General features: G+C 70.9%; 23 protein-coding genes. 9 read left to right on the forward strand and 14 right to left on the reverse strand.

Annotation, left to right across the window (positions count from 1 at the left end):
- Positions 1–71 precede the first annotated feature (71 nt).
- Complete coding sequence (locus ACF1FZ_RS27790) at positions 72–941, forward strand: hypothetical protein (RefSeq protein ID WP_391776123.1); 870 nt, start codon at positions 72–74, stop codon at positions 939–941.
- On the opposite strand, the gene ACF1FZ_RS27795 is transcribed toward ACF1FZ_RS27790, so the two are convergent.
- The 6 genes from ACF1FZ_RS27795 to ACF1FZ_RS27820 all read right to left on the reverse strand — a co-directional run bounded on the left by ACF1FZ_RS27795 (position 942) and on the right by ACF1FZ_RS27820 (position 8,945).
- Positions 942–1,118, reverse strand: coding sequence for a DUF6104 family protein (locus ACF1FZ_RS27795; protein ID WP_097878907.1), 177 nt, complete (start codon positions 1,116–1,118; stop codon positions 942–944). It abuts the gene before it with no gap.
- Positions 1,119–1,208: 90 nt separating this feature from the next.
- Positions 1,209–5,027, reverse strand: a complete 3,819-nt coding sequence (locus ACF1FZ_RS27800; protein ID WP_391776124.1) for a multifunctional oxoglutarate decarboxylase/oxoglutarate dehydrogenase thiamine pyrophosphate-binding subunit/dihydrolipoyllysine-residue succinyltransferase subunit — start codon at positions 5,025–5,027, stop codon at positions 1,209–1,211.
- Between the two features lie 259 nt (positions 5,028–5,286).
- Complete coding sequence (locus ACF1FZ_RS27805) at positions 5,287–6,363, reverse strand: ATP-binding protein (protein WP_391776125.1); 1,077 nt, start codon at positions 6,361–6,363, stop codon at positions 5,287–5,289.
- On the reverse strand, positions 6,360–7,097 hold the full coding sequence (locus ACF1FZ_RS27810; RefSeq protein ID WP_056794186.1) for a response regulator transcription factor: 738 nt from the start codon (positions 7,095–7,097) through the stop codon (positions 6,360–6,362). Before ACF1FZ_RS27810 ends, ACF1FZ_RS27805 begins: the two co-directional genes overlap by 4 nt.
- 231 nt (positions 7,098–7,328) lie before the next feature.
- Positions 7,329–8,012, reverse strand: coding sequence for a spermidine synthase (locus ACF1FZ_RS27815; RefSeq protein WP_391776126.1), 684 nt, complete (start codon positions 8,010–8,012; stop codon positions 7,329–7,331).
- Positions 8,013–8,105: 93 nt separating this feature from the next.
- Positions 8,106–8,945 (reverse strand): nucleotidyltransferase domain-containing protein, encoded by an 840-nt coding sequence (locus ACF1FZ_RS27820; protein WP_391776127.1) that lies wholly within the window; start codon positions 8,943–8,945, stop codon positions 8,106–8,108.
- A 129-nt stretch (positions 8,946–9,074) separates the two neighbouring features.
- Here ACF1FZ_RS27820 and lon point away from each other — a divergent pair, with 129 nt between their 5' ends.
- Positions 9,075–11,504 (forward strand): endopeptidase La, encoded by a 2,430-nt coding sequence (lon, locus tag ACF1FZ_RS27825; protein WP_391776128.1) that lies wholly within the window; start codon positions 9,075–9,077, stop codon positions 11,502–11,504.
- A 175-nt stretch (positions 11,505–11,679) separates the two neighbouring features.
- On the opposite strand, the gene ACF1FZ_RS27830 is transcribed toward lon, so the two are convergent.
- On the reverse strand, positions 11,680–12,522 hold the full coding sequence (locus ACF1FZ_RS27830) for a lysozyme (RefSeq protein WP_391776129.1): 843 nt from the start codon (positions 12,520–12,522) through the stop codon (positions 11,680–11,682).
- Positions 12,523–12,809: 287 nt separating this feature from the next.
- On the opposite strand from ACF1FZ_RS27830, the gene ACF1FZ_RS27835 reads away from it, so the two are divergent.
- Positions 12,810–13,256, forward strand: coding sequence for a MarR family winged helix-turn-helix transcriptional regulator (locus ACF1FZ_RS27835; protein WP_391776130.1), 447 nt, complete (start codon positions 12,810–12,812; stop codon positions 13,254–13,256).
- 113 nt (positions 13,257–13,369) lie between these two features.
- On the opposite strand, the gene ACF1FZ_RS27840 is transcribed toward ACF1FZ_RS27835, so the two are convergent.
- A complete protein-coding gene (locus ACF1FZ_RS27840) occupies positions 13,370–14,155 on the reverse strand; it encodes a hypothetical protein (RefSeq protein ID WP_391776131.1) in 786 nt (261 codons plus the stop codon).
- A gap of 368 nt (positions 14,156–14,523) precedes the next feature.
- Between ACF1FZ_RS27840 and ACF1FZ_RS27845 the strand changes: the two genes are divergently transcribed.
- The 5 genes from ACF1FZ_RS27845 to ACF1FZ_RS27865 are packed head-to-tail and all read left to right on the forward strand — an operon-like array spanning position 14,524 to position 20,214.
- Entirely contained in the window at positions 14,524–17,418 is a 2,895-nt protein-coding gene (locus tag ACF1FZ_RS27845; protein WP_391776132.1) for a nitrate- and nitrite sensing domain-containing protein, read from the forward strand.
- Positions 17,415–17,894, forward strand: coding sequence for a roadblock/LC7 domain-containing protein (locus tag ACF1FZ_RS27850; protein WP_391776133.1), 480 nt, complete (start codon positions 17,415–17,417; stop codon positions 17,892–17,894). Before ACF1FZ_RS27845 ends, ACF1FZ_RS27850 begins: the two co-directional genes overlap by 4 nt.
- Positions 17,891–18,304 (forward strand): DUF742 domain-containing protein, encoded by a 414-nt coding sequence (locus ACF1FZ_RS27855; RefSeq protein ID WP_391776134.1) that lies wholly within the window; start codon positions 17,891–17,893, stop codon positions 18,302–18,304. Before ACF1FZ_RS27850 ends, ACF1FZ_RS27855 begins: the two co-directional genes overlap by 4 nt.
- Complete coding sequence (locus tag ACF1FZ_RS27860; protein WP_391776135.1) at positions 18,285–18,935, forward strand: ATP/GTP-binding protein; 651 nt, start codon at positions 18,285–18,287, stop codon at positions 18,933–18,935. The genes ACF1FZ_RS27855 and ACF1FZ_RS27860 overlap by 20 nt, the downstream gene beginning before the upstream one ends.
- 37 nt (positions 18,936–18,972) lie before the next feature.
- On the forward strand, positions 18,973–20,214 hold the full coding sequence (locus ACF1FZ_RS27865; RefSeq protein ID WP_391776136.1) for a styrene monooxygenase/indole monooxygenase family protein: 1,242 nt from the start codon (positions 18,973–18,975) through the stop codon (positions 20,212–20,214).
- Between the two features lie 71 nt (positions 20,215–20,285).
- Here ACF1FZ_RS27865 and ACF1FZ_RS27870 read toward each other — a convergent pair whose 3' ends face one another.
- The 5 genes from ACF1FZ_RS27870 to ACF1FZ_RS27890 form a co-directional block, all read right to left on the reverse strand.
- Positions 20,286–21,428, reverse strand: coding sequence for an NlpC/P60 family protein (locus ACF1FZ_RS27870; protein ID WP_391776137.1), 1,143 nt, complete (start codon positions 21,426–21,428; stop codon positions 20,286–20,288).
- A 174-nt stretch (positions 21,429–21,602) separates the two neighbouring features.
- Positions 21,603–22,097 carry a PQQ-binding-like beta-propeller repeat protein gene (locus ACF1FZ_RS27875; protein ID WP_391776138.1) on the reverse strand — a complete coding sequence of 165 codons (495 nt, stop codon included), beginning with the start codon at positions 22,095–22,097 and terminating at the stop codon, positions 21,603–21,605.
- On the reverse strand, positions 22,064–22,339 hold the full coding sequence (locus tag ACF1FZ_RS27880; protein WP_391776139.1) for a hypothetical protein: 276 nt from the start codon (positions 22,337–22,339) through the stop codon (positions 22,064–22,066). The genes ACF1FZ_RS27875 and ACF1FZ_RS27880 overlap by 34 nt, the downstream gene beginning before the upstream one ends.
- 14 nt (positions 22,340–22,353) lie before the next feature.
- The gene (locus ACF1FZ_RS27885) at positions 22,354–23,115 is read right to left on the reverse strand and encodes a TetR/AcrR family transcriptional regulator (RefSeq protein WP_391776140.1); all 762 of its coding nucleotides are present in this window, start codon (positions 23,113–23,115) and stop codon (positions 22,354–22,356) included.
- Between the two features lie 35 nt (positions 23,116–23,150).
- Positions 23,151–24,086: a diiron oxygenase gene (locus ACF1FZ_RS27890; protein WP_391776141.1), complete on the reverse strand. Its 936-nt coding sequence runs from the start codon at positions 24,084–24,086 to the stop codon at positions 23,151–23,153.
- A 190-nt stretch (positions 24,087–24,276) separates the two neighbouring features.
- On the opposite strand from ACF1FZ_RS27890, the gene ACF1FZ_RS27895 reads away from it, so the two are divergent.
- The gene (locus ACF1FZ_RS27895; protein WP_391776142.1) at positions 24,277–25,380 is read left to right on the forward strand and encodes a ferritin-like domain-containing protein; all 1,104 of its coding nucleotides are present in this window, start codon (positions 24,277–24,279) and stop codon (positions 25,378–25,380) included.
- On the opposite strand, the gene ACF1FZ_RS27900 is transcribed toward ACF1FZ_RS27895, so the two are convergent.
- Positions 25,377–25,691, reverse strand: coding sequence for an SCO0607 family lipoprotein (locus ACF1FZ_RS27900; protein WP_391776143.1), 315 nt, complete (start codon positions 25,689–25,691; stop codon positions 25,377–25,379). The two genes, ACF1FZ_RS27895 and ACF1FZ_RS27900, sit on opposite strands and share 4 nt — an antisense overlap.
- Positions 25,692–25,997: the final 306 nt, after the last annotated feature.

Here is a 25,997-nt window from a genome sequence, read left to right on the forward strand (position 1 = left end):
TGCTCGCGGAGTGGTGGGGCGGACGCCGCAAAAGCGTTCATGAACGAGTGAATTGCCCTAGCGTGTGGGATATGACCGCAACGTCCGTGGGTGCCCTGCTTCTCTGCCGGGCCGATCCTGAGTCCGTACGGCCCGTGGCCCGCCTGCTGCAGGAGCGCATGCTGCTCGTGCCCTCCGGGACCGGCTGGAGTGTGCTCGTCCCTGAGGGGAAGCCGTGGCGGAAGGACGGCCGCGCAGATTACCGGGGAACGCCGGCCGACGGGACCGTCGAGCCCGTCGACCGCGTCGTCGGCGGCTGGGCCACCGCCCTCGCGGTGGGTTCCGCCTGGCCGGTGCTCGCCCTGTGGTGGGACGGAGACCGGTCCGGGTACACCCTCGCTGCGGGCTTCCGCCGCCCTGTCGGCTACACCTGGCTCGCAGACGGCACCCCGGCCGCCGAGGAGGAGGCCATGCGGACGTCTGCCGTCCGGCTGGGCCTCGACCCCGTCCTGGACGTGCAGGCGCTGGAGGCGCTCACCCGCCCCGACCCGGGAGCGGACGCCGGTGCACGGCTGCGCGGACTGCTCGCCGTACTCGCACGGGCCGGAGTGGCCCTGCCACCCGGTTTCACGCCCGGAGACCCCGCCGACAGGCTCCGCTCGGTCGCCGGGGCCCATCCCGAAGCGGAACAGATCGAGGGGGCCGGCCTGCGCGACGCCGCGCGCGTGGGGCTCGACGTGGTCGAGAGCGGCAGTCTCGGCCCCTGGGTGCGCGGCCCCAGGGCCCGCGTGGTGGCCACGGCGCAGGTCGCCACGGGTCTGCCGCTGGCCCTGTGGGGCGCCCGCAGACGCAGCGGCGGCTGGATCACCGCGGGCCTGGTCCTTCTCGTACAGGGTGTGCTGGGGCTCGCGTACAACCGGATCAGGAGTGCGGGCGGAGGAAGCGGAAGCCCCGGACGGTGACTACTCGTCCTCGTCGTCCAGCCGGGCCAGCCAGGTCGCCAGGCGCTCGACGGGAACCTCGAAGTCGGGGTTGAGGTCGACGAACGTGCGGAGCTGCTCGGCGAGCCACTCGAAGGTGACCTCCTCCTCGCCGCGCCGCTTCTCCAGTTCCTCGATGCCACGGTCCGTGAAGTACATGCGACCAGAATAACGAGGCCGGAAAGGCGGAGGGCCCGGCCCCGCGAGATGCTCGCGGGGCCGGGCCCTCCGACGGTGCACAGCCGCTGATCAGGCCTCGAAGACCTCGGTGACCAGCTGAGCCTGCTCGGCCTGGTGGCGCTTGGCCGAGCCGACCGCCGGGGACGAGCCGTGCGGACGCGAGATGCGACGCAGGCGCTCACCGTGCGGCACGTCGGCACCGACGGCCAGGTCCAGGTGGTCGATCAGGTTGAGCGCGATGAACGGCCACGCACCCTGGTTCGCCGGCTCCTCCTGCGCCCAGAGGTACTTCTCGGCGTTCGGGTACTTGGCGATCTCGGCCTGGATCTCCGCACCCGGGAGCGGGTACAGGCGCTCCAGACGGATGATCGCCGTCTCCGTGTCGCCACGCTTCTCGCGCTCGGCGTCCAGATCGTAGTAGAGCTTGCCGGAGACGAAGACGACCTTGCGGACCGCTTCGGCCTCGACCGTCTCGTCGCCGATCACCGGGCGGAAGCCGCCGGTGGTGAACTCCTCGACCTTCGACGCCGCCGCCTTGAGACGCAGCATCGACTTCGGCGTGAAGACGATCAGCGGCTTGTGGTGCGGGTTGTGCACCTGCCACCGCAGGAGGTGGAAGTAGTTCGACGGGAGGGTCGGCATCGCGACCGTCATGTTGTCCTGCGCGCACATCTGCAGGAAACGCTCCGGGCGGGCGGACGAGTGGTCCGGCCCCTGGCCCTCGTAACCGTGCGGGAGGAGCAGGGTGACGCCGGACGTCTGGCCCCACTTCTGCTCGGCCGAGGAGATGAACTCGTCCACGACGGTCTGGGCGCCGTTGACGAAGTCACCGAACTGGGCCTCCCAGATCACCAGGGACTCCGGGCGGGCCAGTGAGTAGCCGTACTCGAAGCCCATCGCCGCGTACTCGCTGAGCAGCGAGTCGTAGACGTTGTAACGGGCCTGGTCGTCGGAGAGGTAGAGCAGCGGGGTGTAGTCCTCGCCGGTCTTCTGGTCGACGAGGACGGCGTGACGCTGGCCGAACGTGCCACGACGGGTGTCCTGGCCGGCGAGCCGGACCGGGGTTCCCTCCATCAGCAGTGAGCCGATGGCGAGGGTCTCGCCCATGCCCCAGTCGATCGTGCCGTTCTCCACGGAGGCGGCCCGGCGCTGCATCTGCGGGAGCAGACGCGGGTGCACGGTGATGCCGTCGGGGATGTTGACCTGCGACTCGGCGATCAGCTTCACGACTTCGGAGGACACCGCGGTGTTCACGGTGACGGGGAACTCCGCCTGCACGTCCGGGACGTGCGGCTGCGACGGCGACGAGGTGGCCTCGCGGACCTCCGCGAAGACCTTCTCCAGCTGGCCCTGGAAGTCCTGGAGCGCCTGCTCGGCCTCTTCCAGCGTGATGTCGCCGCGACCGATGAGGGACTCGGTGTAGAGCTTGCGCACCGAGCGCTTCTTGTCGATCAGGGTGTACATCTGCGGGTTGGTGAACTCCGGGTTGTCGCCCTCGTTGTGCCCGCGGCGGCGGTAGCAGATGAGGTCGATGACGACGTCCTTGTTGAACGTCTGCCGGTACTCGAAGGCGAGCCGCGCGACGCGGACCACGGCCTCCGGGTCGTCGCCGTTGACGTGGATGATCGGCGCCTCGATCATGCGCGCCACGTCGGTGGCGTACATCGAGGAGCGCGAGGACTCCGGGGCGGCGGTGAAGCCGACCTGGTTGTTGATCACCACGTGCACGGTGCCGCCGGTGCGGTAGCCGCGCAGCTGCGACATGTTGAGCGTCTCGGCGACGACGCCCTGGCCCGCGAAGGCCGCGTCGCCGTGGAGCGCGACGGGCAGGACCGTGAAGTCCGTGCCGCCCTTGTTGATGATGTCCTGCTTGGCGCGGGCGATGCCCTCCAGGACCGGGTCGACCGCCTCCAGGTGCGAGGGGTTGGCGGCCAGCGAGACCTTGATCTGCTCGCCGTCCAGGCCGGTGAAGGTGCCCTCGGCGCCCAGGTGGTACTTGACGTCGCCGGAGCCGTGCATCGACCGCGGGTCGAGGTTGCCCTCGAACTCACGGAAGATCTGCGCGTACGACTTGCCGACGATGTTCGCCAGCACGTTCAGCCGGCCGCGGTGGGCCATGCCGATGACGACCTCGTCCAGGCGGGCCTCGGCGGCGGAGTCGATGACCGCGTCGAGCAGCGGGATGACGGACTCGCCGCCCTCCAGCGAGAAGCGCTTCTGGCCGACGTACTTGGTCTGCAGGAACGTCTCGAACGCCTCGGCGGCGTTGAGGCGGCGCAGGATCCGCAGCTGCTCCTCGCGCTCCGGAGCCGGGCGCGGACGCTCCACCCTGTCCTGGAGCCACTTGCGCTCCTTCGGCTCCTGGATGTGCATGAACTCGATGCCGGTGGTGCGGCAGTACGACTCACGCAGGACGCCGAGGATGTCGCGGAGCTTCATCATCGTCCTGCCGGCGAAACCGCCGACCGCGAAGTCGCGCTCCAGGTCCCACAGGGTGAGGCCGTGTTCGGTGATGTCCAGGTCGGGGTGCTTGCGCTGGCGGTACTCCAGCGGGTCGGTGTCGGCCATCACGTGACCGCGGACCCGGTAGGAGTGGATCAGCTCGAAGACCCGCGCGGCCTTGGTGACGTCGTCGTCGTGCGAGGCGTCGATGTCCTTGAGCCAGCGGACCGGCTCGTAGGGGATGCGCAGCGCCTTGAAGATCTCGTCGTAGAAGTCGTTCTCACCGAGCAGGAGCTGGGCCAGCACACGGAGGAACTCGCCGGACGCGGCACCCTGGATGACCCGGTGGTCGTACGTCGAGGTCAGGGTCATGACCTTCGAGATGCCCAGCTTGTTCAGGGTGTCCTGCGAGGTGCCCTGGAACTCCGCCGGGTAGTCCATCGCGCCGACGCCCATGATGAGGCCCTGACCGGGCATCAGGCGGGGCACCGAGTGGACGGTGCCGATGCCGCCGGGGTTGGTCAGCGAGGCGGTGACACCGGAGAAGTCGTCCATGCCGAGCTTGCCGACACGGGCACGGCGGACGATGTCCTCGTAGGCCTGCCAGAACTCGAAGAAGTTGAGCGTCTCGGCCTTCTTGATGGCCGCGACGACGAGCTGGCGGTCGCCGTTCGGCTTCACCAGGTCGATGGCCAGGCCGAGGTTGACGTGCTCCGGCTTGACCAGGGTCGGCTTGCCGTCCTTCACCGCGAAGGAGTAGTTCATCGACGGCATGGCCTTGAGGGCCTGCACCATCGCGTACCCGATGAGGTGCGTGAAGGAGATCTTCCCGCCACGGGCGCGCTTCAGGTGGTTGTTGATGACGATGCGGTTGTCGAAGAGCAGCTTCACCGGCACCGCGCGGACCGATGTGGCCGTCGGCAGCTCCAGCGAGGCGTTCATGTTCTTCGCCACGGCGGCCGACGGGCCGCGCAGCGTCACGAACTCGGGGCCGCCGGGGGCCTCGGCCGGAGCCTCGGCCTTCGCGGGCGCCGGGGCCGCCTTCGCCGGCACGGTCTTCGCGGGGGCGGCCTTCGCGGGGGCGGCAGGGGCCTTCGCGGGCGCCGCCGGAGCGGCGGCCGCGGGCTGCTCGGCCGGGGCCGCGGCCGGAGCCTGCGGCGCGGCCTGCGCCGGGGCGGTGCTGTTCGCGGCGGTGGCGGCCGGAGCCGGGGTCACCTCTCCCGCAGGTGCGGGGACGGGCTTGTCCGCCGTGCCGGACGTGCCCGGCTTGTAGTCGGCGAAGAAGTCCCACCAGGCACGGTCGACCGAACTGGGATCCTGGAGGTACTGCTGGTAGATCTCGTCGACGAGCCACTCATTTGGGCCGAAAGCGGCGGCCGGGTCGGACCCGGAGCCTGCTTCTTGATCGGTCGAGATGCTCGAGTTACTGGGGGACTGAGACGACACGGCGGCAACCGCCCTCTTCCGCTTCACAAGGTGATGGACAGCGGAAATCAAGGCTACGCCTCCCGAGCCGTTACGTGCAGGCCGGGCCGGGCTTCGTCGTGCACATCACATCGGAAGCCGGGTTTCGGCGCATGAAATGGCGGGAAACAAGCAGGGTTCCACTGCCTTTCGGTACGCGAGGCCGGTGCTACGGCCCCCTGGACCGTATCTCTTTCCCGGGCGGGAAGGAGAAACGGGGTCCTCCGCTTCGAACGCAGGGTCAGCCATTGATCTGCACGTTCCCCGGAAGAGTGACTTGAATCCGGCAGCCGCGGGCGGATTCGGCCACCCCGATGCGGCCGCCGTGCAGATCCACCGCCCAGCGGGCGATCGCGAGCCCGAGCCCCGTGCCGCCGTCACTGCCCGGCCCGTGCGGGGACGGCGCCTGGCCGCGGTTGAAGCGCTCGAAGACCCGGTGGCGTTCCGCCTCCGGGATGCCGGGCCCTTCGTCGATGACCTCGAGTTCGAGCGACTCGGGATACTCCCCGCGCCGCGCCAGCACCGTGACCCGGCCGTGCGGCGGGCTGTGCTTGACGGCGTTGTCGATCAGATTGGCGACCACCTGGTGCAGGCGCTCCGCGTCCGCGTACGCCGTCAGCTCGGGTGGCGACACGTCGAGGTGCAGATGGACGTCCGTACGGGAGTGGTTACCCGAACCGGAGGAGAGCCGGCGCTGTGAGGAGGCGAGATTCGCCTCCTTCAGCACACCCGACAGATACGGCCAGACCTCGAAGCGGCGCGCCTTGAGCGTCACCACACCGTTGTCCAGCCGGGAGAGGTCCAGCAGGGTCTCCACGAGCCTGCCCAGACGTTCGGTCTGTTTCAGCGCCGTACGCATCGTCTCGGGATCCGCGGCGGACACCCCGTCCACCACGTTCTCCAGGACGGCTCTGAGAGCCGCGATCGGTGTGCGCAGCTCATGGGAGACGTTGGCCACCAGCTCCTTGCGGTGCCGGTCCTCCGCCTCCAGGTCGTCCGCCATGCGGTTGATCGTCTGGGCCAGGTCCCCGAGCTCGTCCCGCCGCCCGGCGCCGCTCACCCGTCTCGTGTAGTCACCGTGCGAGATGGACCGTGCGACGGCGCGCATCTCGTCCAGCGGTGCGGTCAGGCCGTGGGCCACGAACTGGGTGATCAGCAGCGTGGCGATCACCGAGAAGACCGTGATGAACCGGAATTCGGTCCTGGTCCGCAGGGCGACGATCAGCAGGCCGGTCGTGATGAACACGGAGATCACCACGAGCGTGCCCAGCTTGGCCTTGATCGAGAAGGGCCGCAGTCCCGAGCCCGGCCGCGTCATGGCGCGGGTGTCTCCAGGGCGTAGCCGACGCCGTGCACGGTACGGATCCGTTCTGCACCGATCTTCCGGCGCAGAGCCTTGATGTGGCTGTCGACCGTACGGGTTCCGGAGGCGTCCGCCCAGTCCCAGACCTCGGCCAGCAGCTGCTCCCGGGACAGGACCGCGCGCGGTGTGTTGGCCAGGCAGACCAGCAGGTCGAACTCGGTCGGGGTGAGGTGCACGTCGTCGGCGCGGACCCGGACGCGGCGCTGCGCGTGGTCGATCTCCAGTTCGCCGAGGCGCAGGATGCCGCTGCGCGGCGTCACCGCGGCCAGTGCGGCCCGCTCGACCCGGCGCAGCAGCACGTGCACCCGCGCCGCCAGCTCCCGCATGGAGAACGGCTTGGTCATGTAGTCGTCCGCGCCGACCCCGAGCCCGACCAGCATGTCGGTCTCGTCGTCGCGTGCGGTGAGCATCAGCACCGGTACGGGGCGCTGGGCCTGTACGCGGCGGCAGACCTCCAGGCCGTCGAAACCGGGAAGCATGATGTCGAGCACCATCAGGTCGGGCTGCCAGGCCTCCGCCGCGTCCACGGCCGCGGGGCCGTCCAGTGCGGTCTGCACCAGGAAACCCTCCGCCCGCAGCCGGGCGGAAATGGCGTCGACGATCGTCGGGTCGTCCTCTACCACCAGCACCCGGCGCTGAGCCCCGGGGGTGGCCGCGACGCCGTTGTGGGTGGTGTGTGTCTGTTCCATCGCCCCGCCCCTGCCCGTTCTCGCGGAGGCCATTCCCCCGGAGGCACGGTTATCGCTTGTCGTTTTCGTCGGTGACCCTTGTGCCGGTCAGCAGCGTAAAGGCAGAGGATGCCTCTCGGCTACGCAGGGTGTTGCCCGTCGTGAAGGTGTTACCCGCGGGAAGGAGACGGACCGGCGGACTTGTGCCACCTGTTCCATGGTGGGGCAGGGATGTGCATACGGGGTGGGGGTTCAGTGCTCCCGGAGTGCGAGATGGACCACGTCCGGCACACCTCGGGCAACCGCTACCTCTTCGGTCCTTACCGCGCGGAATCCGGCATTCCGCAACGCTTGCTCGAAGGCGGCCGACGGCTGTGCGGACCAGACGGCGAGGACTCCGCCGGGCGTCAGACGCGCGTGGCAGGCCGCGAGACCGGCGGGCGAATAGAGACTTTCGTTACCCTGGGTGACGGTCCAGTCGGGGCCGTTGTCGATGTCCAGGCACAGCGCGTCATAACGCTCCGTGGCCGTACGGAGATGGGCCACGAGATCGGTGCGGAGGATCTCGGTCCGCGGATCGGCGAGCGCCTTCCCGGAGACGCGGCCGAGCGGTCCGCCGAGGTGCCAGTCCACGATGGCCTGCTCCCGCTCGACCACGGCGATCCGGCCCCAGCGCGGCTCCGTGGCGGCCCGCACCAGTGAGAACCCGACACCGAGCCCGCCGATCAGCACCGAGGGGCCGGGCCGTCCGGCGGGCAGCGCGGCGAGCGCCGCGTCGATCAGCAGGCGCTCGGAACGGCCGTCGGAGGTGTCCATCAGGAAGCAGCCGTTGGCGATGATCTCGAAGTCGTCGCCGCGCTCACGCAGGACGACTTCGCCGAACGGTCCTTCACGCCGGTCGAGGACGACGGGGCGGGGGGCGTCTGTGGCGGGCATGGATGTGGTCTCCGGTCTCCGGCGGGTGGTTCTGGCTCCGGCCGCCTCAGTTTTCCCCGCCGCCCGCCCCGGGACCAGTGGATTTACACGGTCTCACCCTTCGGGGCGGGGCGTTTTCGTCCCGTGGGCCCGGGTGTACTCGGCGGACAGCCAGGGGCCCAGATCCTCGACGAGCATCGTGAGCACGGCCGGATCCGGCGACGGCGTCCGGGCCGTTGCGGCGGCGGTGCGGACCTGCGCGACGCGTTCCGGGTGGCCCGGGTGGTAGCGCGCGAAGAGTTCGGCGGACCGGTGCAGATCGCTCGTCCAGCCGCCCCAGCGCGGCATGACCAGGGTGAACGCCGACCGGACGAGGCGGCGGGAGACGCGTCGGCCCAGTCGCAGGCGCGCCTCCTCGGTCGCGGCGCCGGCGGCGAGGGCGCGCCAACGGGGGAGCGCGAGTGCCAGATCGCCGTTCGTCTCGCGGGCGAGCAGCGAGGTGGGGCGGTAAGGCGGCAGACGCGTGGCGAGGTCCTCGCCCAGCAGCGGGGTGCACAGGCAGGCGACGAGGAAACCGAGGTCGTGACGCTCCGCCTCGCTGAGCACGGCGTGGACGTGCGAGAGGAGCAGGCCGGCTCCCTCGATCACCGCGAACGCGGAATTCAGGGCGCCGCTGGTGTCCTCGGCCGCCGCCCGGTCCGCGGCGGTGGGCCGGTCGTGCAGGACCACGAGCAGGTCCAGGTCGGACACCCCGGGAATGGCCGTGCCCCGCGGAACGCTGCCGTAGAGGTAGACGCTGTGCAGCCGGCCGGGGCCGAACGCGTCGGCGACGCGGAGGCGGGCCGCCTCGACCACCGGGGCGAAGGCCGCGTGCACGCGCTCGGTGGCGCCTTCGCGGCGGATCGTCCCGTCCGCCGCGAGCCCTTTGTCCTCCGTGCCGCTCTCCTCGCCCATGCGCGGAGTTTCGCAGGCGGGAGCCCGGCACGGCCCTTGATCGCTGAGAGCGAACGCAACCCGGGGAACATTCAGGGGCTCACAAGCATTGAGTCCACATAGCTCAACTTGCCTGCCGAAGGGGAGATCATGACTGCTGAGTCCAATGCGTCCCGGGCGATCACGCCGGTCGACCTGCCCGTGCTGCCGCTCGACGACGAGGTCGTGCTGCCGGGAATGGTGGTGCCGCTCGACCTGTCGGACGCGGAGGTGCGTGCCGCCGTCGAAGCAGCCCAGGCCGTAGCCCGCACCGGGGGTGGAAAGCCCGAGGTGCTGCTCGTACCGCGTATCGACGGCAATTACACCGGGACCGGTGTCCTGGGCACCGTCGAGCAGGTCGGACGGCTGTCGGACGGGGACCCGGGCGCCCTCATCAGGGCCCGCGACCGGGTGCGGATCGGCGCCGGGACCAGTGGGCCCGGCAACGCGCTGTGGGTGGAGGGCACGCGGATCGACGTGGCCGTGCCCGATCCTCTGCCCGGCTCCGCCGCCGAGCTGGCCAAGGAGTACAAGGCACTCGCCACCAGCTGGCTGAAGAAGCGCGGCGCCTGGCAGGTCGTGGACCGGGTCCAGCAGATCGACGACATCTCCGCTCTCGCCGACAATTCCGGTTACTCACCCTTCCTCACCACCGCCCAGAAGGTCCAGTTGCTGGAGACCGCCGACGCGGTCGCCCGGCTGAAGCTGGCCGTCAAGTGGCTCGGCGAGCACCTCGCCGAGCAGGATGTCGCCGAGTCGATCGCCAAGGACGTCCAGGAGGGCGTCGACAAGCAGCAGCGCGAATTCCTGCTGAGGCGCCAGCTCGACGCCGTGCGCAAGGAACTCTCCGAGCTCAACGGCGATCCGGAGGGCGAGTCGGACGACTACCGCGCGCGCGTCGAGGCCGCCGATCTCCCCGGGCACGTCCGTGAGGCCGCGCTCAAGGAGGTCGAGAAGCTGGAGCGCTCCTCCGACCAGAGTCCCGAGGGGTCCTGGATCCGGACCTGGCTGGACACCGTCCTGGAGCTGCCCTGGACCGAGCGGACCGAGGACGCCTACGACATCCGTGGTGCGCGGGAGATCCTCGACGCCGAACACGCGGGCCTGCAGGACGTGAAGGAGCGCATCACCGAATACCTCGCGGTGCGCAAGCGGCGTGCCGACCGCGGGCTCGGTGTGGTCGGCGGCCGGCGGGGTGGTGCCGTGCTGGCGCTGGTCGGTCCGCCCGGTGTGGGGAAGACCTCGCTCGGCGAGTCCGTGGCGCACGCCATGGGGCGCAAGTTCGTCCGGGTCGCGCTCGGCGGTGTCCGGGACGAGGCGGAGATCCGGGGCCACCGGCGCACGTACGTCGGCGCGCTCCCGGGACGCATCGTCCGGGCCGTCAAGGAGGCCGGTTCGATGAATCCGGTCATCCTGCTCGACGAGATCGACAAGGTCGGCTCGGACTTCCGGGGCGACCCGGCGGCAGCCCTGCTCGAAGTGCTCGACCCGGCACAGAACCACACCTTCCGCGACCATTACCTGGAGGTCGAACTCGACCTCAGTGACGTCGTTTTCCTGGCCACGGCCAACGTCCTCGAAGCCATTCCGGAGGCTCTGCTCGACCGCATGGAGCTGGTCACTCTGGACGGGTACACCGAGGACGAGAAGGTCGTCATCGCCCGTGACCACCTGCTCCCGCGCCAGCTGGACCGGGCCGGTCTGGAGAAGGGGGAGGTCGGCCTCGACGAGTCGGCGCTGCGCAAGCTGGCCGGCGAGTACACCCGTGAGGCCGGGGTGCGGAATCTGGAGCGGGCCGTGGGGAGGCTGCTCCGGAAGATCGCGGCCCAGCACGAACTGGGTGAGCGGGAGCTTCCGTTCACGGTGTCCGAGAAGGACCTGCGGGGGCTGATCGGCCGGCCGCACCACGTACCGGAGTCCGCCCAGGACCCGTCCGAGCGCCGCACCGCGGTGCCGGGGGTGGCCACCGGGCTCGCGGTGACCGGCGCGGGAGGCGACGTGCTGTTCGTGGAGGCGTCGCTGGCCGACCCGGAGACCGGGGCGGCCGGACTCACCCTCACCGGTCAGCTCGGCGACGTGATGAAGGAGTCCGCACAGATCGCGCTGAGCTTCCTGCGTTCGCACGGCGCGGAGCTGGAGCTTCCGGTCGCGGATCTCAAGGACCGGGGCACGCACATCCACTTCCCGGCGGGCGCGGTCCCCAAGGACGGTCCGAGCGCCGGTATCACCATGACGACGGCGCTGGCCTCCCTGCTCTCGGGGCGGCTCGTCCGGACGGACGTGGCCATGACCGGTGAGGTGTCGCTGACCGGACGGGTGCTCCCCATCGGTGGCCTGAAGCAGAAGCTGCTGGCCGCACACCGGGCCGGCATCACCACCGTGGTGATCCCCAAGCGCAACGAGGCCGACCTGGACGACGTCCCGGCGGAGGTCCTCGACACCCTGGAGGTCCACCCGGTGACCGATGTCCGTCAGGTGCTGGAGATCGCGCTCGCCCCGGCCTCGGCCAGGGTGCAGGACAGGATCCCGGCCGCCGCGTAGGCGTCACGCTGTGACGGGCGTGGCACCACGCCGACGGCCGGTACGGACGGCCCGCCCTCCCCCGGGAGGGCGGGCCGTTCCGCGTGCGGGCGGGCCCCAGGGGGTGCGACGCGGAGCCGGTTCCCGGTGATCCGGGGGTCGGCGGGGAACCCGGTCCGGCCCGCGTCGTGAGGGGTCAGCCGTTCGCGAGCGCCACCACGCGGTCCAGCGCGCCGTTGAAGCGGTTGTGGTCACCGACCGTGGGGCCCGATGACGTGTACTGCCACATCGTGTAGTAGCTCCAGCCGGCCGGGAGCTCACCGACCGTGGTGTTGTAACGGGCCACCCAGAGCGGATTGGTGCCGCCGAAGCCCGCGTTGTTGCCCGTGCAGTCCTTCCACCAGCTGGTCGCGGTGTAGATCACCGGGTCACGACCGGTGCGCGCCTTGTAGGTGTTCACGAAGTCGCGGATCCAGGCGGCCATGCCCGCCTGGGTCTTGCCGTAACACTGTGCGCCGTACGGATTCCACTCGATGTCCAGCACCCCGGGCAGCGTCCTGCCGTCCCTGGACCAGCCGCCGCCGTTGTCCACGAAGTAGTTCGCCTGGGCCGCTCCGCTCGTCGTGTCCGGAGTGGCGAAGTGGTAGGCGCCCCGGATCATGCCGACGTTGTAGGAACCGGTGTACTGCTGCGTGAAGTACGTGTTCTTGTAGTACGTCCCCTCGGTGGCTTTGACGTAGGCCCACTTCACGCCGCTGTTCCACAGGGCCGGCCACGCGACGTCGCCCTGGTGGCCGCTGACGTCCACGCCTTCGGTCTGGACGGCCGACGTGCCGGCGGGGGTGCCGCTTCCCCGTCCGTCGTGGGCGATCACACCCTGGCCCATCCTCGCCGTGCCCCGTTCGAGGACGGCCGGGAGTCCGTCGGCGGAAGCCGCGCCGGGCAGTGCGAGCAGAAGAGCGAGGGCGGCGAGCGGTGCGCCCGCCGCGGAGAGGCGGTGGCGGCGAGGTGCTGCGGTTCCGGATCTGTGCACGGGCATTGCGTGCCTCCGAGGGCTCGGTGGGGGAGCTCATGGCCGGGGAGCGGGTGCGGGACACTCCTGCGGCATGTCCGTCATGGAATGGACATGCCATTCACGGTCCTCATGAAGCTACGCACGTAGACCCGGGCCCCGGAAGGGGTCCTGGCCGCTGCCGGAGGTCTACGCCTGCGAAATACTGGCTCAGCTGCGGCGATGGCCGGAGTCGAAGGAAAGTTTCATCGGCGGGAAAGCGTGTGAGGGGTGCTGACGTGCACGGGAGCGGAAGCGGCGGCGAACCCGGCGCCATGTCCGGAAACGGTGTGGACCATGAATTCCTCGCCCTGGAACGGGAGTTGGCCGTGTTCCTGCGGCGGGCCCGGGCCAACTCGGGGGAGATGGCCCGTGAGGTCCATCCGGATCTGGAAGCCGCCGCTTACGGGCTGCTCGTGCGTCTGGAGTCGGCCGGCCGGCAGCGTGCCACGGATCTCGCCGCCTACTTCGGGGTGGGCAAGGCGACCATGAGCCGCCAGCTGCGGGCCCTGGCGGATCTCGGCCTGGTGGCACGGGAGACCGATCCGGCGGACGGACGCGCTTCGCTCGTCCGCCTCACCGAGGAGGGGCTCGCGCGCTTCCGCAGCGTCCGTGACGCACGCCGGGGCCGGTACGCCCGCAAGCTCGCCGGCTGGGACCGGGCCGAGGTCGCGGAGCTGGCCCGGCTGCTGCACCACTTGAACGAGCGTGCCGAGGGCTGAGGCGCCGGGCCCCGGTGCCGTCCGGGCGGTCCACCTCCGGCGGGACCGGACGGGCCGGTGCGGCAAGGGCCCGAAGGGCCGGCGAGGGGCGGGCCCGGCGTCCGCGGGGGCCGCTACAGCTCGACGAGGACCGCCGTCGCGTCGTCATGTGTCTTGCTGCGGCGCAGGTGCACGCGGTCGGTGTCGGCCCGTTCCAGCTCCCTGACCCGGTCGATGAGCCCCTGCGGCCCCTCCTTGCGCAGCACCCTCAGCACGGCCGCCCAGTCGCCTTCCCGGAATTTCTCCGTCCAGCGGCTCGCCCCGTCGGTCAGTGCCGCCAGTGCCCGGACCTGGGACCGGGGCGTCTCGCCGGTCACCGCGCGTGAGGAGACCGAGGGGTCCGCGGCCGCGGTGAAGAAACCGCCCTCCTTGTTCCGGACCCGGGCGTCCGCGATCTCGTCCGAGAGCAGCGAACCCGCCGGCAACCGGTCGAGCCGGTCGTCCAGCAGCGGCCGGACCGTGCCGTCGGCCGCCTCGACGAGCAGGACCGAGTCGGAGAGCACCAGGTGCTCGATCCGCTCGTCGTCCCAACGCGCCAGGACCACTGTTGCCTGAGGTGTACGTGGGTGAGAAAGGTCACACAGGGGACGGTGTGTGTCGGCGGTGCGCCGGATGGACGACGAGAGGATCTCGGCCAGTGTCAGATCCCGCCGCGAAGCGGACAGTTCGGCCAGGGCGCCCCCGAGCCGGGCGGTGAACCACGGAACCGAGTGCACACAGCCGCCGCCGTCGGGAAGGGGTGTGACGCCGTCGAGCAGGACGAGGGTGCCACCCTGGCCTGCCGCGGGAGCGGCGACCGACACCCAGTCCTCGTTGGGGCGTTCGGGGCTGCCGGGCCCGGTGGCGAGTTCGATGCGCATCCGGCCAGTCTGCACGATGTCTTCACGACGCCTGCACGATCCCGCGATCGAACGGTACCAGCAGGTCGGACGGCCCTCATCGGCGGAATCCCGGGCCCCGGCATATGCGGGCGGGCATACTGCCAAAGCCTGGCCCGAAGTTCCACCCGGCGGTCCGTGCATACCCTGCGGTGCCGGTGGGGAGACTTGTTCGTCAACTCCGAAGTGATGTTCACTCGTTCGAGTGGCGGAGCGGTTGATGCGCGGCCCCCTCCCAAAAGCACTGGAATGGTCGGAAGTCGTACGACGCACACCAGGGCGGGGTGCCCATCACGTGACCGTGCGTCACCTCTGCTTCAAGGGCGGACGAGTCAAGATTGCGAGCACCGGTGCAGAAGAAGCGGCCTCGGAGCAAGGACAGCACGCGCGAGGAGTCCGAGGCGATGCCTCAGGCAGCAGGTGCCGCCAAACGGGCCGTGCGGGTGCGGAGCCGGCTCGTCGCCGGCGTCGCCGTCGTAGGGATCACCGTCATCGCCGCAGGTGCCCCCGCGGCCCTGAGCGCATCCTCCGATCTCAACGAGTCCCAGCGGCTCGTCACGCTCGCCGAGCTGAACCAGCAGGCGATCACCCTCGCGCACTCCCTCGCGGACGAGCGGGACGAGGTCATCGCCCACATCGCGGGCGGCCGTGCGGACGAGGACGGCGAGGGCGGCACCACGAGCCCCGCGGCCCGCGTGGACCAGCAGGTGGACGAGATCAGGGAGGCCGCCCCGGCCACCCTGCGCCGGGACCTCGCCGCCATCCCCTCGCTCCGCCGGACCGCCCTCACCGGGGAGGGTTCGGCGATGGAGGCGTACCAGGCGTACTCCGACGTCATCGCCAAGCTCCACGACCTCGCCGAGGAACTGGCCGAGAAGACTCCGCCGCGTGCCGCCGACGCCACCCGCGCGCCGCTCGCCCTGGGCGGTGCCGTGGAGCAGGCCTCCGCCACCCGGGGGCTCCTTCTGGCCGCGCTCGCCGTGCCCGGCACGGAGCCCTCGCAGCAGACCGACCCGGTCACCGGCCTGCCGGTCCGGGGCGAGGACACGGGCGGCAGCGAGGGTGACCGCGCCCGCGGCGAACTGAGCGCCGCCGCCCAGCAGTCACGGGTGCGCGAGCTCGCCTTCCTCGCCGACTTCGACCAGGCCGCCGGGCGCTCGGGGCGGGACAAGCTGGCCTCCACGGTCACCGGTCCCGAAGTCACCGGCGCGGAGAAGTACCTCACCCGGTTCACCGACCGCCCCGAGCTCTCGGAAGCCGACCGGGAAGCCGACCCCGAGAAGGTCGAGGCGGCGCTCTCCGCCCGGATCGACCGGATGCGCGGGGTCGAGTCCGCCCTGGGCGCCGCGCAGGTCGAGCGGCTGGAAGGGCTGCGCGACGACGACGTCACCGCGCTGGAACTCCGCCTCGCCCTGCTCGGCGGCTGCCTGCTGGTCGCCGTCGGCGTGTCCACCGCCGTCGCCCGCACCCTCACCCAGCCGCTCGCCGTCCTGCGGATCGGCGCCGGGCGCATCGCCGCCGAGCCGGAGACCGCCGAACCGGTCCGCTACACGGGGCGCAACGACGAATTCGCCCAGGTCGTCCGATCCATCAACGCTCTGCACGGCAAGCTGCACGGGCTGCACCACGATGTCACCGGCCGGCTCGAGAGCATGGAGACCGAGCGCGGCGAACTGATCGCGGACCGTGAGGCCCTCACGCTCCAGCGGGCCGAACTCCAGGTCCGGGTGGCGGAACTCACCGGGCAGCTCGAGCGGCTGCGGAACACGGTCCACCACACCTTCGTCAACCTGTCGCTGCGCACGCTCGGCCTCGTCGAGCGGCAGCTCGGAGTCATCGAGGGACTGGAGGAGCGCGAGCAGGACACGGAGCGTCTGGCGACCCTCTACAAGCTGGACCACATGGCTACCGTCATGCGGCGCCACAGCGAGAACATGCTGGTTCTCGCCGGGACCGATCACAGCCAGGGGCACGCGGGGCCGATCCCCCTCGTCGACGTGCTGCGCGCCGCGGTCAGCGAGATCGAGCGGTACGAGCGGGTCACCATCCAGTCCCTGCCGCCGCACGCCCAGGTCGCGGGATTCGCCGCCGACGACCTGAGCCACCTCCTCGCCGAACTCCTGGAGAACGCCACCTCCTTCTCCCCGCCCGACTCCCATGTCGAGCTCTCCGGCTGGCTCCTGGAGACCGGGGAGGTGATGCTCTCCGTGCAGGACGAGGGCATCGGCATGTCGGCGGTCCGGATGGGTGAACTCAATGCCAGGCTGGCCGATCCGGCGTCCTTCGAGGCAGGTGAACAGGCCGCGGACGGCGCCGGGCTGGGCCTCCAGGTGACCTCACTGCTGGCGGCCCGCCACGGCGTACGGGTGCAGCTGCGCGAGCAGAAGGGGAACGGGGTGACCGCGGTCGTCGTCCTGCCGCAGGCACTGCTTCCCAAGACGCCGCCCGTAGCGTCTTCGTCGTCCGTGCAGCCGCCCGGGGACGCGCCCACGCTGAATCTGCCGGGCTCGGTCGCCGAGGCCAACTCCCATGCCCTGCCGCCCCGTTCCGCACCCCCCGCCGGGGACCCGCTGATCGCGGCAGCCGAGCGGACCCTGCGGGCGGCGGGCCCGCAGCCCGCGGCGCCGGATACCGCAGCGACGCCGCCCACGACGCCCGCCCCCGCCGAGGCGGCCTCCGAGTCCGCCCCCGCGCCCGCGGTCCGGGAGGAGCCCGAGTCCGAGTCCGAGGCCGAGACCACGATGCAGGTCCGGCTGCCCGGACAGCCGGGCGCTCCGAGCCCGGACGCTCCGGCTCCGGACGCTCCGGCTCCGGATGTTCCGTCCCCGGACGCCCCGAGTCCGTACGCCATCGGGCCCGAGCGCCACGAGCACGTCGCCGACACGGCCCCCGCACCCGGTCCCGCTCCGGCCGCCGATCCGCTCCCGGGCCCCCGGCAGCCGCTGACCGGCCTGGGCGAGGAGGTGCCCGACCCGGCACCGCAACCCGAGCGCCTCACGGACAAGGGGCTGCCCAAGCGCACCCCCAGGATCACCGCGCCGCCGTCGGCCCCGGTCACCGAGCACAAGGGGAGCCTGGACAAGGAAGCCCTGCGCCGCCGGCTCGGAGGCTTCCACCAGGGAGCGAAGGACGGCCGCCGAGACGTCGAGGCAGAGATCGGGGCAGGCGGCACACAGACCGACCACGACCGTAACGACGGTCGAATCGATGAGACGGGGGACACAGTCGAGGAGGCACGCAGTTGACTGCGCCCAGCACATTCGGGCTGAGTACCGAGGCCCGGAACCTTCACTGGTTGCTGAGCAATCTCGTGGAGGAGGTGCCAGGGGTCCACTCGGTCACCGTCGTCTCGTCCGACGGGCTGATGCTGCTCTCCTCGGACCCCGGTCTCACGACAGCCAAGGCGGCAGGACGGCGGACGGGCCCCAGGGGTTCCAGCGCCGACCTCGCCACCATCGTCTCCGGCATCGGCTCCCTCACGATCGGGGCGGCCAAGCTGATGGACGGCGGAGGCGTCAAGCAGACGATGGTCGCGATGGACGAGGGCAGCGTCTTCGTCATGTCGATCAGCGACGGTTCCCTGCTCGGTGTGCACGCCACCCCTGACTGCGACATGAGTGTCGTCGCCTACCACATGGCACTCTTCGTCGGCCGCGCCGGACACGTACTCACCCCCGAACTCCGCAGCGAGCTGCGCAAATCGATGGAGAGCACCCAGTGACGTCAGCTGCTGAACCCGTACGAAAACTCCCCGTGCGGGGTGCCGGCCGCAAGGTCGCACGAGTCCGTCCGTACTCCCTCACCGGAGGCCGTACCCGCTTCGGCCACGTCCTGCTCGTCGAGACGTGCGTCGCCGCGCTGGACGCCCCGGAGGAACGCCGCGAGCTGACGAACGGCAACCTCGCCTCGCGCGTCATGCCGGAGCTCCACGCCATCGTCGAACTCTGCCGCCGCATGCGTACGGTCGCGGAGATCTCGGCCCTGCTGAAGATGCCGCTCGGTGTGGTCCGGGTACTTCTCAGCGACTTGGCCGACCAGGGAAAGATCCGCGTCTTCGGCACCGGTCACGGCACCGGCCGGCCCGACCGCGCGCTGCTCGAAAGGGTGCTCGATGGACTCCGCCGTCTCTGAGGCGCCGCTCTTCACTCCGCGGCAGCGAGGACCGCAGGACCGGTCCGACGACCCGGTACAGGCCTGGCAGCTCGACCACACACGGGCGCCGATCGCGACCAAGATCGTGGTCGCGGGCGGTTTCGGCGTGGGCAAGACGACCTTCGTCGGCTCGGTCTCCGAGATAACCCCGCTGCAGACCGAAGCGCTGATGACGCAGGCCAGTGAGGAGACCGACGACCTCACCGCCACGCCCGACAAGGTCACCACGACCGTCGCGATGGACTTCGGACGCCTCACCCTGGGCGACGACCTCGTCCTCTACGTCTTCGGAGCCCCCGGCCAGCAGCGCTTCTGGTTCATGTGGGACGACCTGGTGCGCGGCGCGATCGGCGCGGTCGTCCTGGCCGACACCCGGCGCCTCGCCGACTGTTTCGCGGCGCTCGACTACTTCGAGAGCTGCGGCCTCCCGTACGTCGTAGCCGTCAACCACTTCGAGGGGGCGCCCGGTTACGAGGAGGACGATGTCAGGGAGGCCCTGACCATACCTCCGCACGTGCCTGTTGTGATCATGGATGCGCGCAAGAGGATCACCGTCGTCGAGTCGCTGCTCGCCCTGGTGGGCCACGCACTCGATGTCGCCCCCGAGTAACGACAGACGCGCCCAGCACACGTAACGGAGAACCGCGATGCGGAAGATACTCATAGTCGGAGCCGGCCAGTCCGGTCTCCAGCTGGCTCTCGGACTGCAGTCCCACGGGTACGAGGTCACCCTGATGTCCAACCGCACCGCGGACGAGATCCGGTCGGGCCGGGTCATGTCGACGCAGTGCATGTTCCACACGGCTCTCCAGCACGAGCGTGACCTGCAGCTCAACTTCTGGGAGCCGCAGGCCCCCCGGATCGAGGGTCTCGGGGTCTCGGTCGCCGGCCCCGACTCCTCGCGTGTCATCGACTGGGTCGGCAAGCTGGACGGCATCGCCCAGTCCGTCGACCAGCGCGTCAAGATGGCCGGCTGGATGGAGACCTTCGCCCAGCGCGGCGGACAACTCGTCATCCACGGCGCGGCGGTCTCCGACCTGGACTACTTCTCCCGGACGTACGACCTGGTGATGGTCTCGGCAGGCAAGGGCGAGCTGGTCTCCATGTTCGGCCGGGACGCCTCCCGTTCGCCGTACGACGCTCCGCAGCGCGCGCTGGCCGTGGCCTACGTCCACGGTCTGGGCCCCCGCCCGGAGCACCCCGAGTTCGACGCGGTGCGGTGCAACCTGGTCCCGGGCGTGGGTGAACTCTTCGTCATGCCGACCCTGACGATGTCCGGCCGTGCGGACATCCTGTTCTGGGAGGGCGTCCCCGGCGGCCCGCTCGACGCCTTCCAGGGAGTCAAGGACCCCTCGGAGCACCTCGCCAGGACACTGGAGCTCATGAAGAAGTACACCCCGTGGGAATACGCACGCGCCACCGAGGTCGAACTGACCGACGCCAACGGCACGCTGGCGGGCCGTTACGCCCCGACCGTGCGCAAGCCCGTCGGCCGGCTGCCCGGTGGCGGTCTGGTCCTGGGCGTGGGGGACGTGGTCGTCGCCAACGACCCGATCACCGGCCAGGGCTCCAACACCGCGTCGAAGTGCGCCCACTCCTATCTGCACTCGATCCTCGAGCACGGCGACCGGCCGTTCGACGAGGAGTGGATGGAGGCCACGTTCGAACGGCACTGGGAGAAGACCCGGCACGTCGTGAAGTGGACGAACGCGATGCTCGCACCGCCGCCGGAGCACGTCCTGAACCTCATCGGCGCGGCCGGTCAGCTCCAGCCCGCCGCGGACCGGTTCGCCAACGGGTTCGACGACCCGGCGGACTTCGACAACTTCTTCTTCGAGCCGGAGAAGACGAACACCTACCTCGCCGAGATCTCGGGCGCGCAGGGCTGACGGCCGCGCGTGGGGAGACCGGGCCGTCCCGTTCCGTCACGCGGGCGTGGACGGATCCGGCGGCCCGGCTCTCACGCGCCCGGGGCGTCGTACCCCGTGTCCGGCCCCGAGGCGGCGCCCTCGGGGAGCTCCGGCGGCCTGTACCCGCTCAGCGGCTCGCCCTCCGGGTCCGGGCGGACGGCTCCCAGGAGGGGGTTCGAGGCCACCGGCGAGACCTTCACCGCGGCGCCGGGCCTGGGGGCGTGCACCACGAGGCCGTTGCCGACGTAGAGCGCGACATGGGTGGCCTTCGGGAAGTAGACCACCAGATCACCGGGGCGCAGTGAACCGACCGGCACCCTCGGCAACCGGCGCCACTGCTCCTGCGAGGTACGCGGGATCCCCCGGCCCGCAGCCGACCACGCCTGTGACGTGAGCCCGGAGCAGTCGTACGACTCCGGTCCCTCCGCGCCCCACGCGTACGGCTTGCCGATCTGCTCGACGGCGTAGCGGACGGCTGCCGCGCCCTCCTCGGAAGGCGGGCGTGCCGAGCTGAGCGCCCCCGAGGCGGCCAGCGCGCCCTGCGCCTCGTCGATGTTCTTCTCCTCCAGCGCCGCCAGTGCCGCGAGCTGTTCCGCCGACAGCGAGGCGAGCACCGCCTCGATGCCCTTCAGCCGGGCCCGCACGGCGTCGCGCTGCTTCTTCTGCCGGGCGGCCAGCACCCGTTGCCGCTTCTGTGCCGCGCGGGACCTGGCCGCCAGTGCCTCTGCGTGTCTCTCCGCGCCGGTGAGCCGGTCGATCACGGCCGACCGGCCGGCCTGGACGCGCTCGATGACATGCCCCTGTTCCAGTGCGCGGGCCGGGTCCTCGGCGAGCAGCAGCCGCAGGTACACGGAGAAGCCGGTGCGCCCCTGGTACTGGTCACGTGCCAGCCGCCCCGCGTCCCGGCGCCCGGCGCCCAGTGCCGTCCGGGCCCGGGCGAGCTCGGTGCGCAGCTTCCTGGCCTCGGCGGTCCGCTTCCTCAGCTTCTCCTCGGTGGCGTTGTGGAGCTCACCGGCCTCCTCGGCCTTCCGGTAGAGCGTCTGCAGCTGCTTCAGCAGCCCGGCCACACTCTGCGGAGCCGCTCCGGAAGCCGGTGCGGGGTCCGGTGCGGACGGTTCGGCGACGGCGGGGGAGGCGGCGACGACCGCGGCCAGCGCCGCCGTGCAGAGGGCGCGTGCGACTCTGCCCGACACGAGATCACCTCCGGTGTCAGGGGGAGATGCCGATTAATCGGACAACCCCATAAGTGATCGGATCGTGTCCATCCGGTCACCCGGCCCCGGGTGATGCAAGGACCGCCCTGCGTGCCGCCCGGGGCGTGGCCCGAACGGCGGAGGCCCGCAGGCCCCGGCCCGCATCGCACGGGGTCATTCCACGGGGAAGGCGTAGAACGCCCGCTCCCGCTGCACGACGGCGGTCTTCCCCGCCGCCAGTACCCGGTAGGGCGCGCTGACCGTGGCGCCCTTCGGGTCCTGGACGCCGATGTCCTGGAACTTCCACAGCCGGCGTCCGTCCGCCGCGGCGAACGCGGTCACCTGTGAGGCGTCCGCGGCGAGCAGCGTCCTCCCGCCACCGCACAGTGCCAGCGCGGGGGCGTCGCCACCGGGCGGTACCTCGGTGGACCGGCGCCAGAGCAGCTTGCCGGTCGCCCGTTCGACCGCGCCGACCTCCTGGTTGCGGTTCGTGGTGTGGAGCAGCTTCCCGGCGGGGACGGGCGGGCCGAAGCGGAGTGGATCGTCCTGACGCAGCGCCTCCATGGCGCACCCCCCTAGTGACCGTGCCCTCGGCACCTGACCGCCGATCTTACGGTCGTGGGCACGGATGACACTCAGGACCCGCTGCGGGGCTTGTTCCAGGGCCACTTGGGGGTGAAGCGCTCACGGCCCCCGGGGGCGTACTCGTACACCCAGCCGCGCTGCAGCCCGAGCCGTTCGGAACGGCCCGCCGGAGCACGGCGGTAGGCGTACACGGTGGCGGGGCCGCCGTCGGCGGCCGGCACGGGGACCTCGTACCACTTGGGCGGATGGCCGGTCGGCCCCAGCAGGACCGGCAGCACCCGGCCGTCCAGGGGGCCGCCGCGGAAGGGCGTGTTCTCGCTTCTCACCGGGCCAGTGTCACTCAGCCCGGCGGCAGCAGGTGCGCGGCCCGGCCCGCCACCGGGACGATCAGCGTCGCGAGCCGCCCGGCGGGCCCGTCGGCGGTCTCCTGGCTCAGCAGGTCCGCCATCACGGCGTCCGTCTCCTCGTCCGAGGCGGCGGTGACCGCGAGCAGGGCCATCAGATGGTCGACCAGCCAGGCCCTGAGAGCGGAGGCCGGAGGCTGTTTCCCCTCGTCCAGCCAGATCAGGGACGCCGCCTCGACGGCCGCGATCCAGGTGCGCACCATCATCCGCAGGCGTGGCCCGGCGGGCTCCTGCCCCGGTCCGGTGCCCCGGCCCAGGTGGAGCAGGATCTGCTCGGCCGCGGACCGGCGCACGCCGTCCACGATCGTGGACGTACGGGAGGTCTCGGCCACGCTGCCGCCGCGCAGCAACGCGCTGAAACCGGCGTCGTGCTGGTCGACGAAGCCCAGGTAGCGGTCCAGGACCCGGCTGACCCGCTCGGTGGGCGGGCCGACGGCGGGTTCCGCGAAGCAGAGGGTGAGCTGCTCGGCCGCCGACCCGAGGGCGGCTTCGTACAACTGCTGCCTGCCGCCGGGGAAGTAGCGGTAGACCAGCGGACGGGAGACGCCGGCCGCGACCGCCACCTCGTCGATCGACACGTCGTCCGGCGCCCGGTGGGCGAAGAGGGTGAGCGCCGCGCCCAGCAGCTGGGCGCGGCGCTCCTCGACACCGAGCCGTCGGTAGGCGCGGGCCGGAGGTGCTGCGGGTGCGGAGGTCATACCCCGAAGCCTAAGCGGTGCCTTCAAGAGCCCCCTCAGGCCAGCAGACCCGAGCTCTTCCACAGCCTGCGTCCCACCCCGTTGAGCACACCGATGTCGTCGAAGAAGTCCGTGAGCCGCTTCGCGCCCGTCTGCATGACCTCCGCCCGGTGGCCGCTCGCCCTCACCTGCGCGACGGCCTCGTGGCGGTCCAGACCGACGTTGTCGTACACCTGCGGATTGACGAAGCAGACGGAGAAGACACGTGCCGCCTCCCCGCAGTTGAGCCTGGTCAGCCGGCGCTCCCAGAGGGGCGCGGTCACCATCTGGCGGCGCAGTTCCTCGCGTGCGTAGCGCACGTGCCGGGCCTCCTCGACGACATGGATGCGGGTCACTCCGCGTACGAGCGGCTGGACGCGCTCGTCGGGGAAGGTGAGCCGCTGCATCCAGTCCAGGATCTCCTCGCCGAGCAGGGTCGCGGCGAACGAGCCGGGGGTGGTGGAAATGGTCTTCAGCACCCGCGCCAGGTTGTGGTAGCGCCGGGGTACCGGGTAGCTGGGCGCCCCGCCCCACTCGATCATGCGGGCGAACATCATGGAGTGCCGGCACTCGTCGGCTATCTCGGTGAGGGCGTAGCGGACGTGCTTGCTCGTCACGGACTTGTCGTAGATGTGCCGGACGAGCAGCTGCATCAGGATGATCTCGAACCAGATGCCGAGCGAGGCCAGCGACGCCGCCTCGTGGCGGGCCAGGTCCATCCGCTGTTCCTCGGACATCTTCCGCCACAGCGGGGTGTCGTAGAGGGAGACCAGCTCGGGCGGCCAGAACCACTTGCCGTCCTCGGCCGGGGAATCCCAGTCGAGCTCGGTGTCCGGGTCGAAGGAGTGCTTGGCGGAGGCTTCGAGCAGGCGTGCCGCGACCTGTTCGCGGTCCTTGAGCGGGCCGAGCGCGTCACGCAGCGCCTGGATGTCCTCGTCGGTCACTGTCGTCATGACTGAAACGCACCTCGCACATGGGTTACCGGCGGTCAGGTTTCCGGACACGCATTATGAGACCTCCTGTCAGCAAGGTGGTCAATCCCCTGTGCGCGACTTGTTGACCGGGTGTCTACCAACGTGTGAACCTGCCAACTGACGTCAGCACCACGGAATGCACGACCCTCGCCAGGCGAAGGAGCTGTCCGTGTCGACACACGACCTCTACATCACCGCACCCCCCGCGCCGGCATGGCAGGTACCCGCCACGGGCGCGGCCCGGTTCAGCTGGGACTACGACGACGGCCGCGAACGCCTCCTCGCCCTCTACCAGAAGGGCAAGGACAAGCAGTGGGACGGCAACAAGCGGATCGACTGGAGCCTGGAGGTCGACCCCGCCGACCCGCTCGGCACGCCGGACGAGGCCCTCACGCTCCACGGCACCCCGCACTGGGCGAAGATGACGGAGCGGGACCGCGGCGAACTGCGCAAGCACTACACCTCCTGGCAGTTCAGCCAGTTCCTGCACGGGGAGCAGGGCGCCATGGTCTGCGCCGCCCGGATCGTGGAGTCCGTCCCCGACCTGGACGCGAAGTTCTACTCCGCCACCCAGACGATGGACGAGGCCCGGCACGCGGAGATCTACGGCCGCTTCCTGCACGAGAAGATCGGGATGCTCTACCCGGTCAACGACAACCTCCAGGGGCTGCTCGGCGACACCCTGCGTGACTCCCGCTGGGACATGCCCTACCTCGGCATGCAGGTCCTCATCGAGGGGCTGGCACTCGCCGCGTTCGGCATGATCCGCGACACCACGACCAAGCCGCTGCCCAAACAGGTCCTCGCCTACGTCATGCAGGACGAGGCCCGGCACGTGGCCTTCGGACGGATGGCGCTGCGCGACTACTACAAGCAGCTGAGCGACGCCGAACTGCGCGAGCGCGAGGAGTTCGTCATCGAGGGCTGCTACCTCATGCGCGACCGCCTCAGCGGCGTCGAGGTCCTGGAGAACTTCGGCATAGGCAGGCAGGAGGCCAAGGACCTCTCCGAGCACTCGGAGTACCTGCAGCTCTTCCGCAAGCTGCTGTTCAGCCGGATCGTCCCCTGCGTCAAGGACATCGGCCTCTGGGGCGAACGGCTCCAGAAGGCCTACGTCGACATGGGCGTCCTCGAGCTGGGCGACTCGAACCTGGACCTGCTGATGGCCCAGGACGAGGAGGTGGCCGAGCAACTGGACCGGGACCGTTTCGCGGTGGAGGAGCAGGCGCGGGTCGCGGAGGTCGCGGAGGCGATAGCGGAGGGCGGGAGCTAGTTCTCCCCGGGGATCTCGATCGTCCTGCCGTTCTCGTCGACGGTCCGGGTGTTCCAGTAGGTGTACCACTTGTCGTCCACGTGCTCGGGGACCTTGCCCTCCGGGTAGCGGGCGTAGCCCTCGGGCGGCTCCTCGCCGTCGGGAACGCATGCGCTGCCGGCGCTCCCCACGGCCAGGACCGGGTATTCGCCACCGCCGCACACGGCGTCCTGCATGGAGCAGGCGCCGGTGAGCAGGGCGACCGTGACGCCGGCCAGGGCGAGCCCGAGCCTGGTGCGGGACGGGGTGCGGAGTCGGGTGGCCGTGCGCATGGCGGGCTCCTTCTGGTGTGCGGCTGACTGGGTACAGCCTGCCGTGACCGGAGGGGAGGGGCGTGAGCACGCGTACTCATATCCGCTGTACGCGCCGGGTGCGCGGGCGGAGGGCAGCGGGCATGAACTCGCCTTCCCGCCACGGTGATCGTGCGGCGGTAGTCCGCCCCGTGGCCGACGGCGGAGGGCCCCGGGGCGTGCGGACACGCCGTGTGCCGTCGCCGGGGGGGGGGGGGGGGGGGCCCCGGGGGGGCGGCCCCAAACGTGGGGGGGGCCCCCGCATTGGGGGGGGTGGCCCGCCCCCCC

The organism is Streptomyces sp. NPDC014623 (assembly GCF_043088245.1).
Lineage (GTDB): Bacteria > Actinomycetota > Actinomycetes > Streptomycetales > Streptomycetaceae > Streptomyces.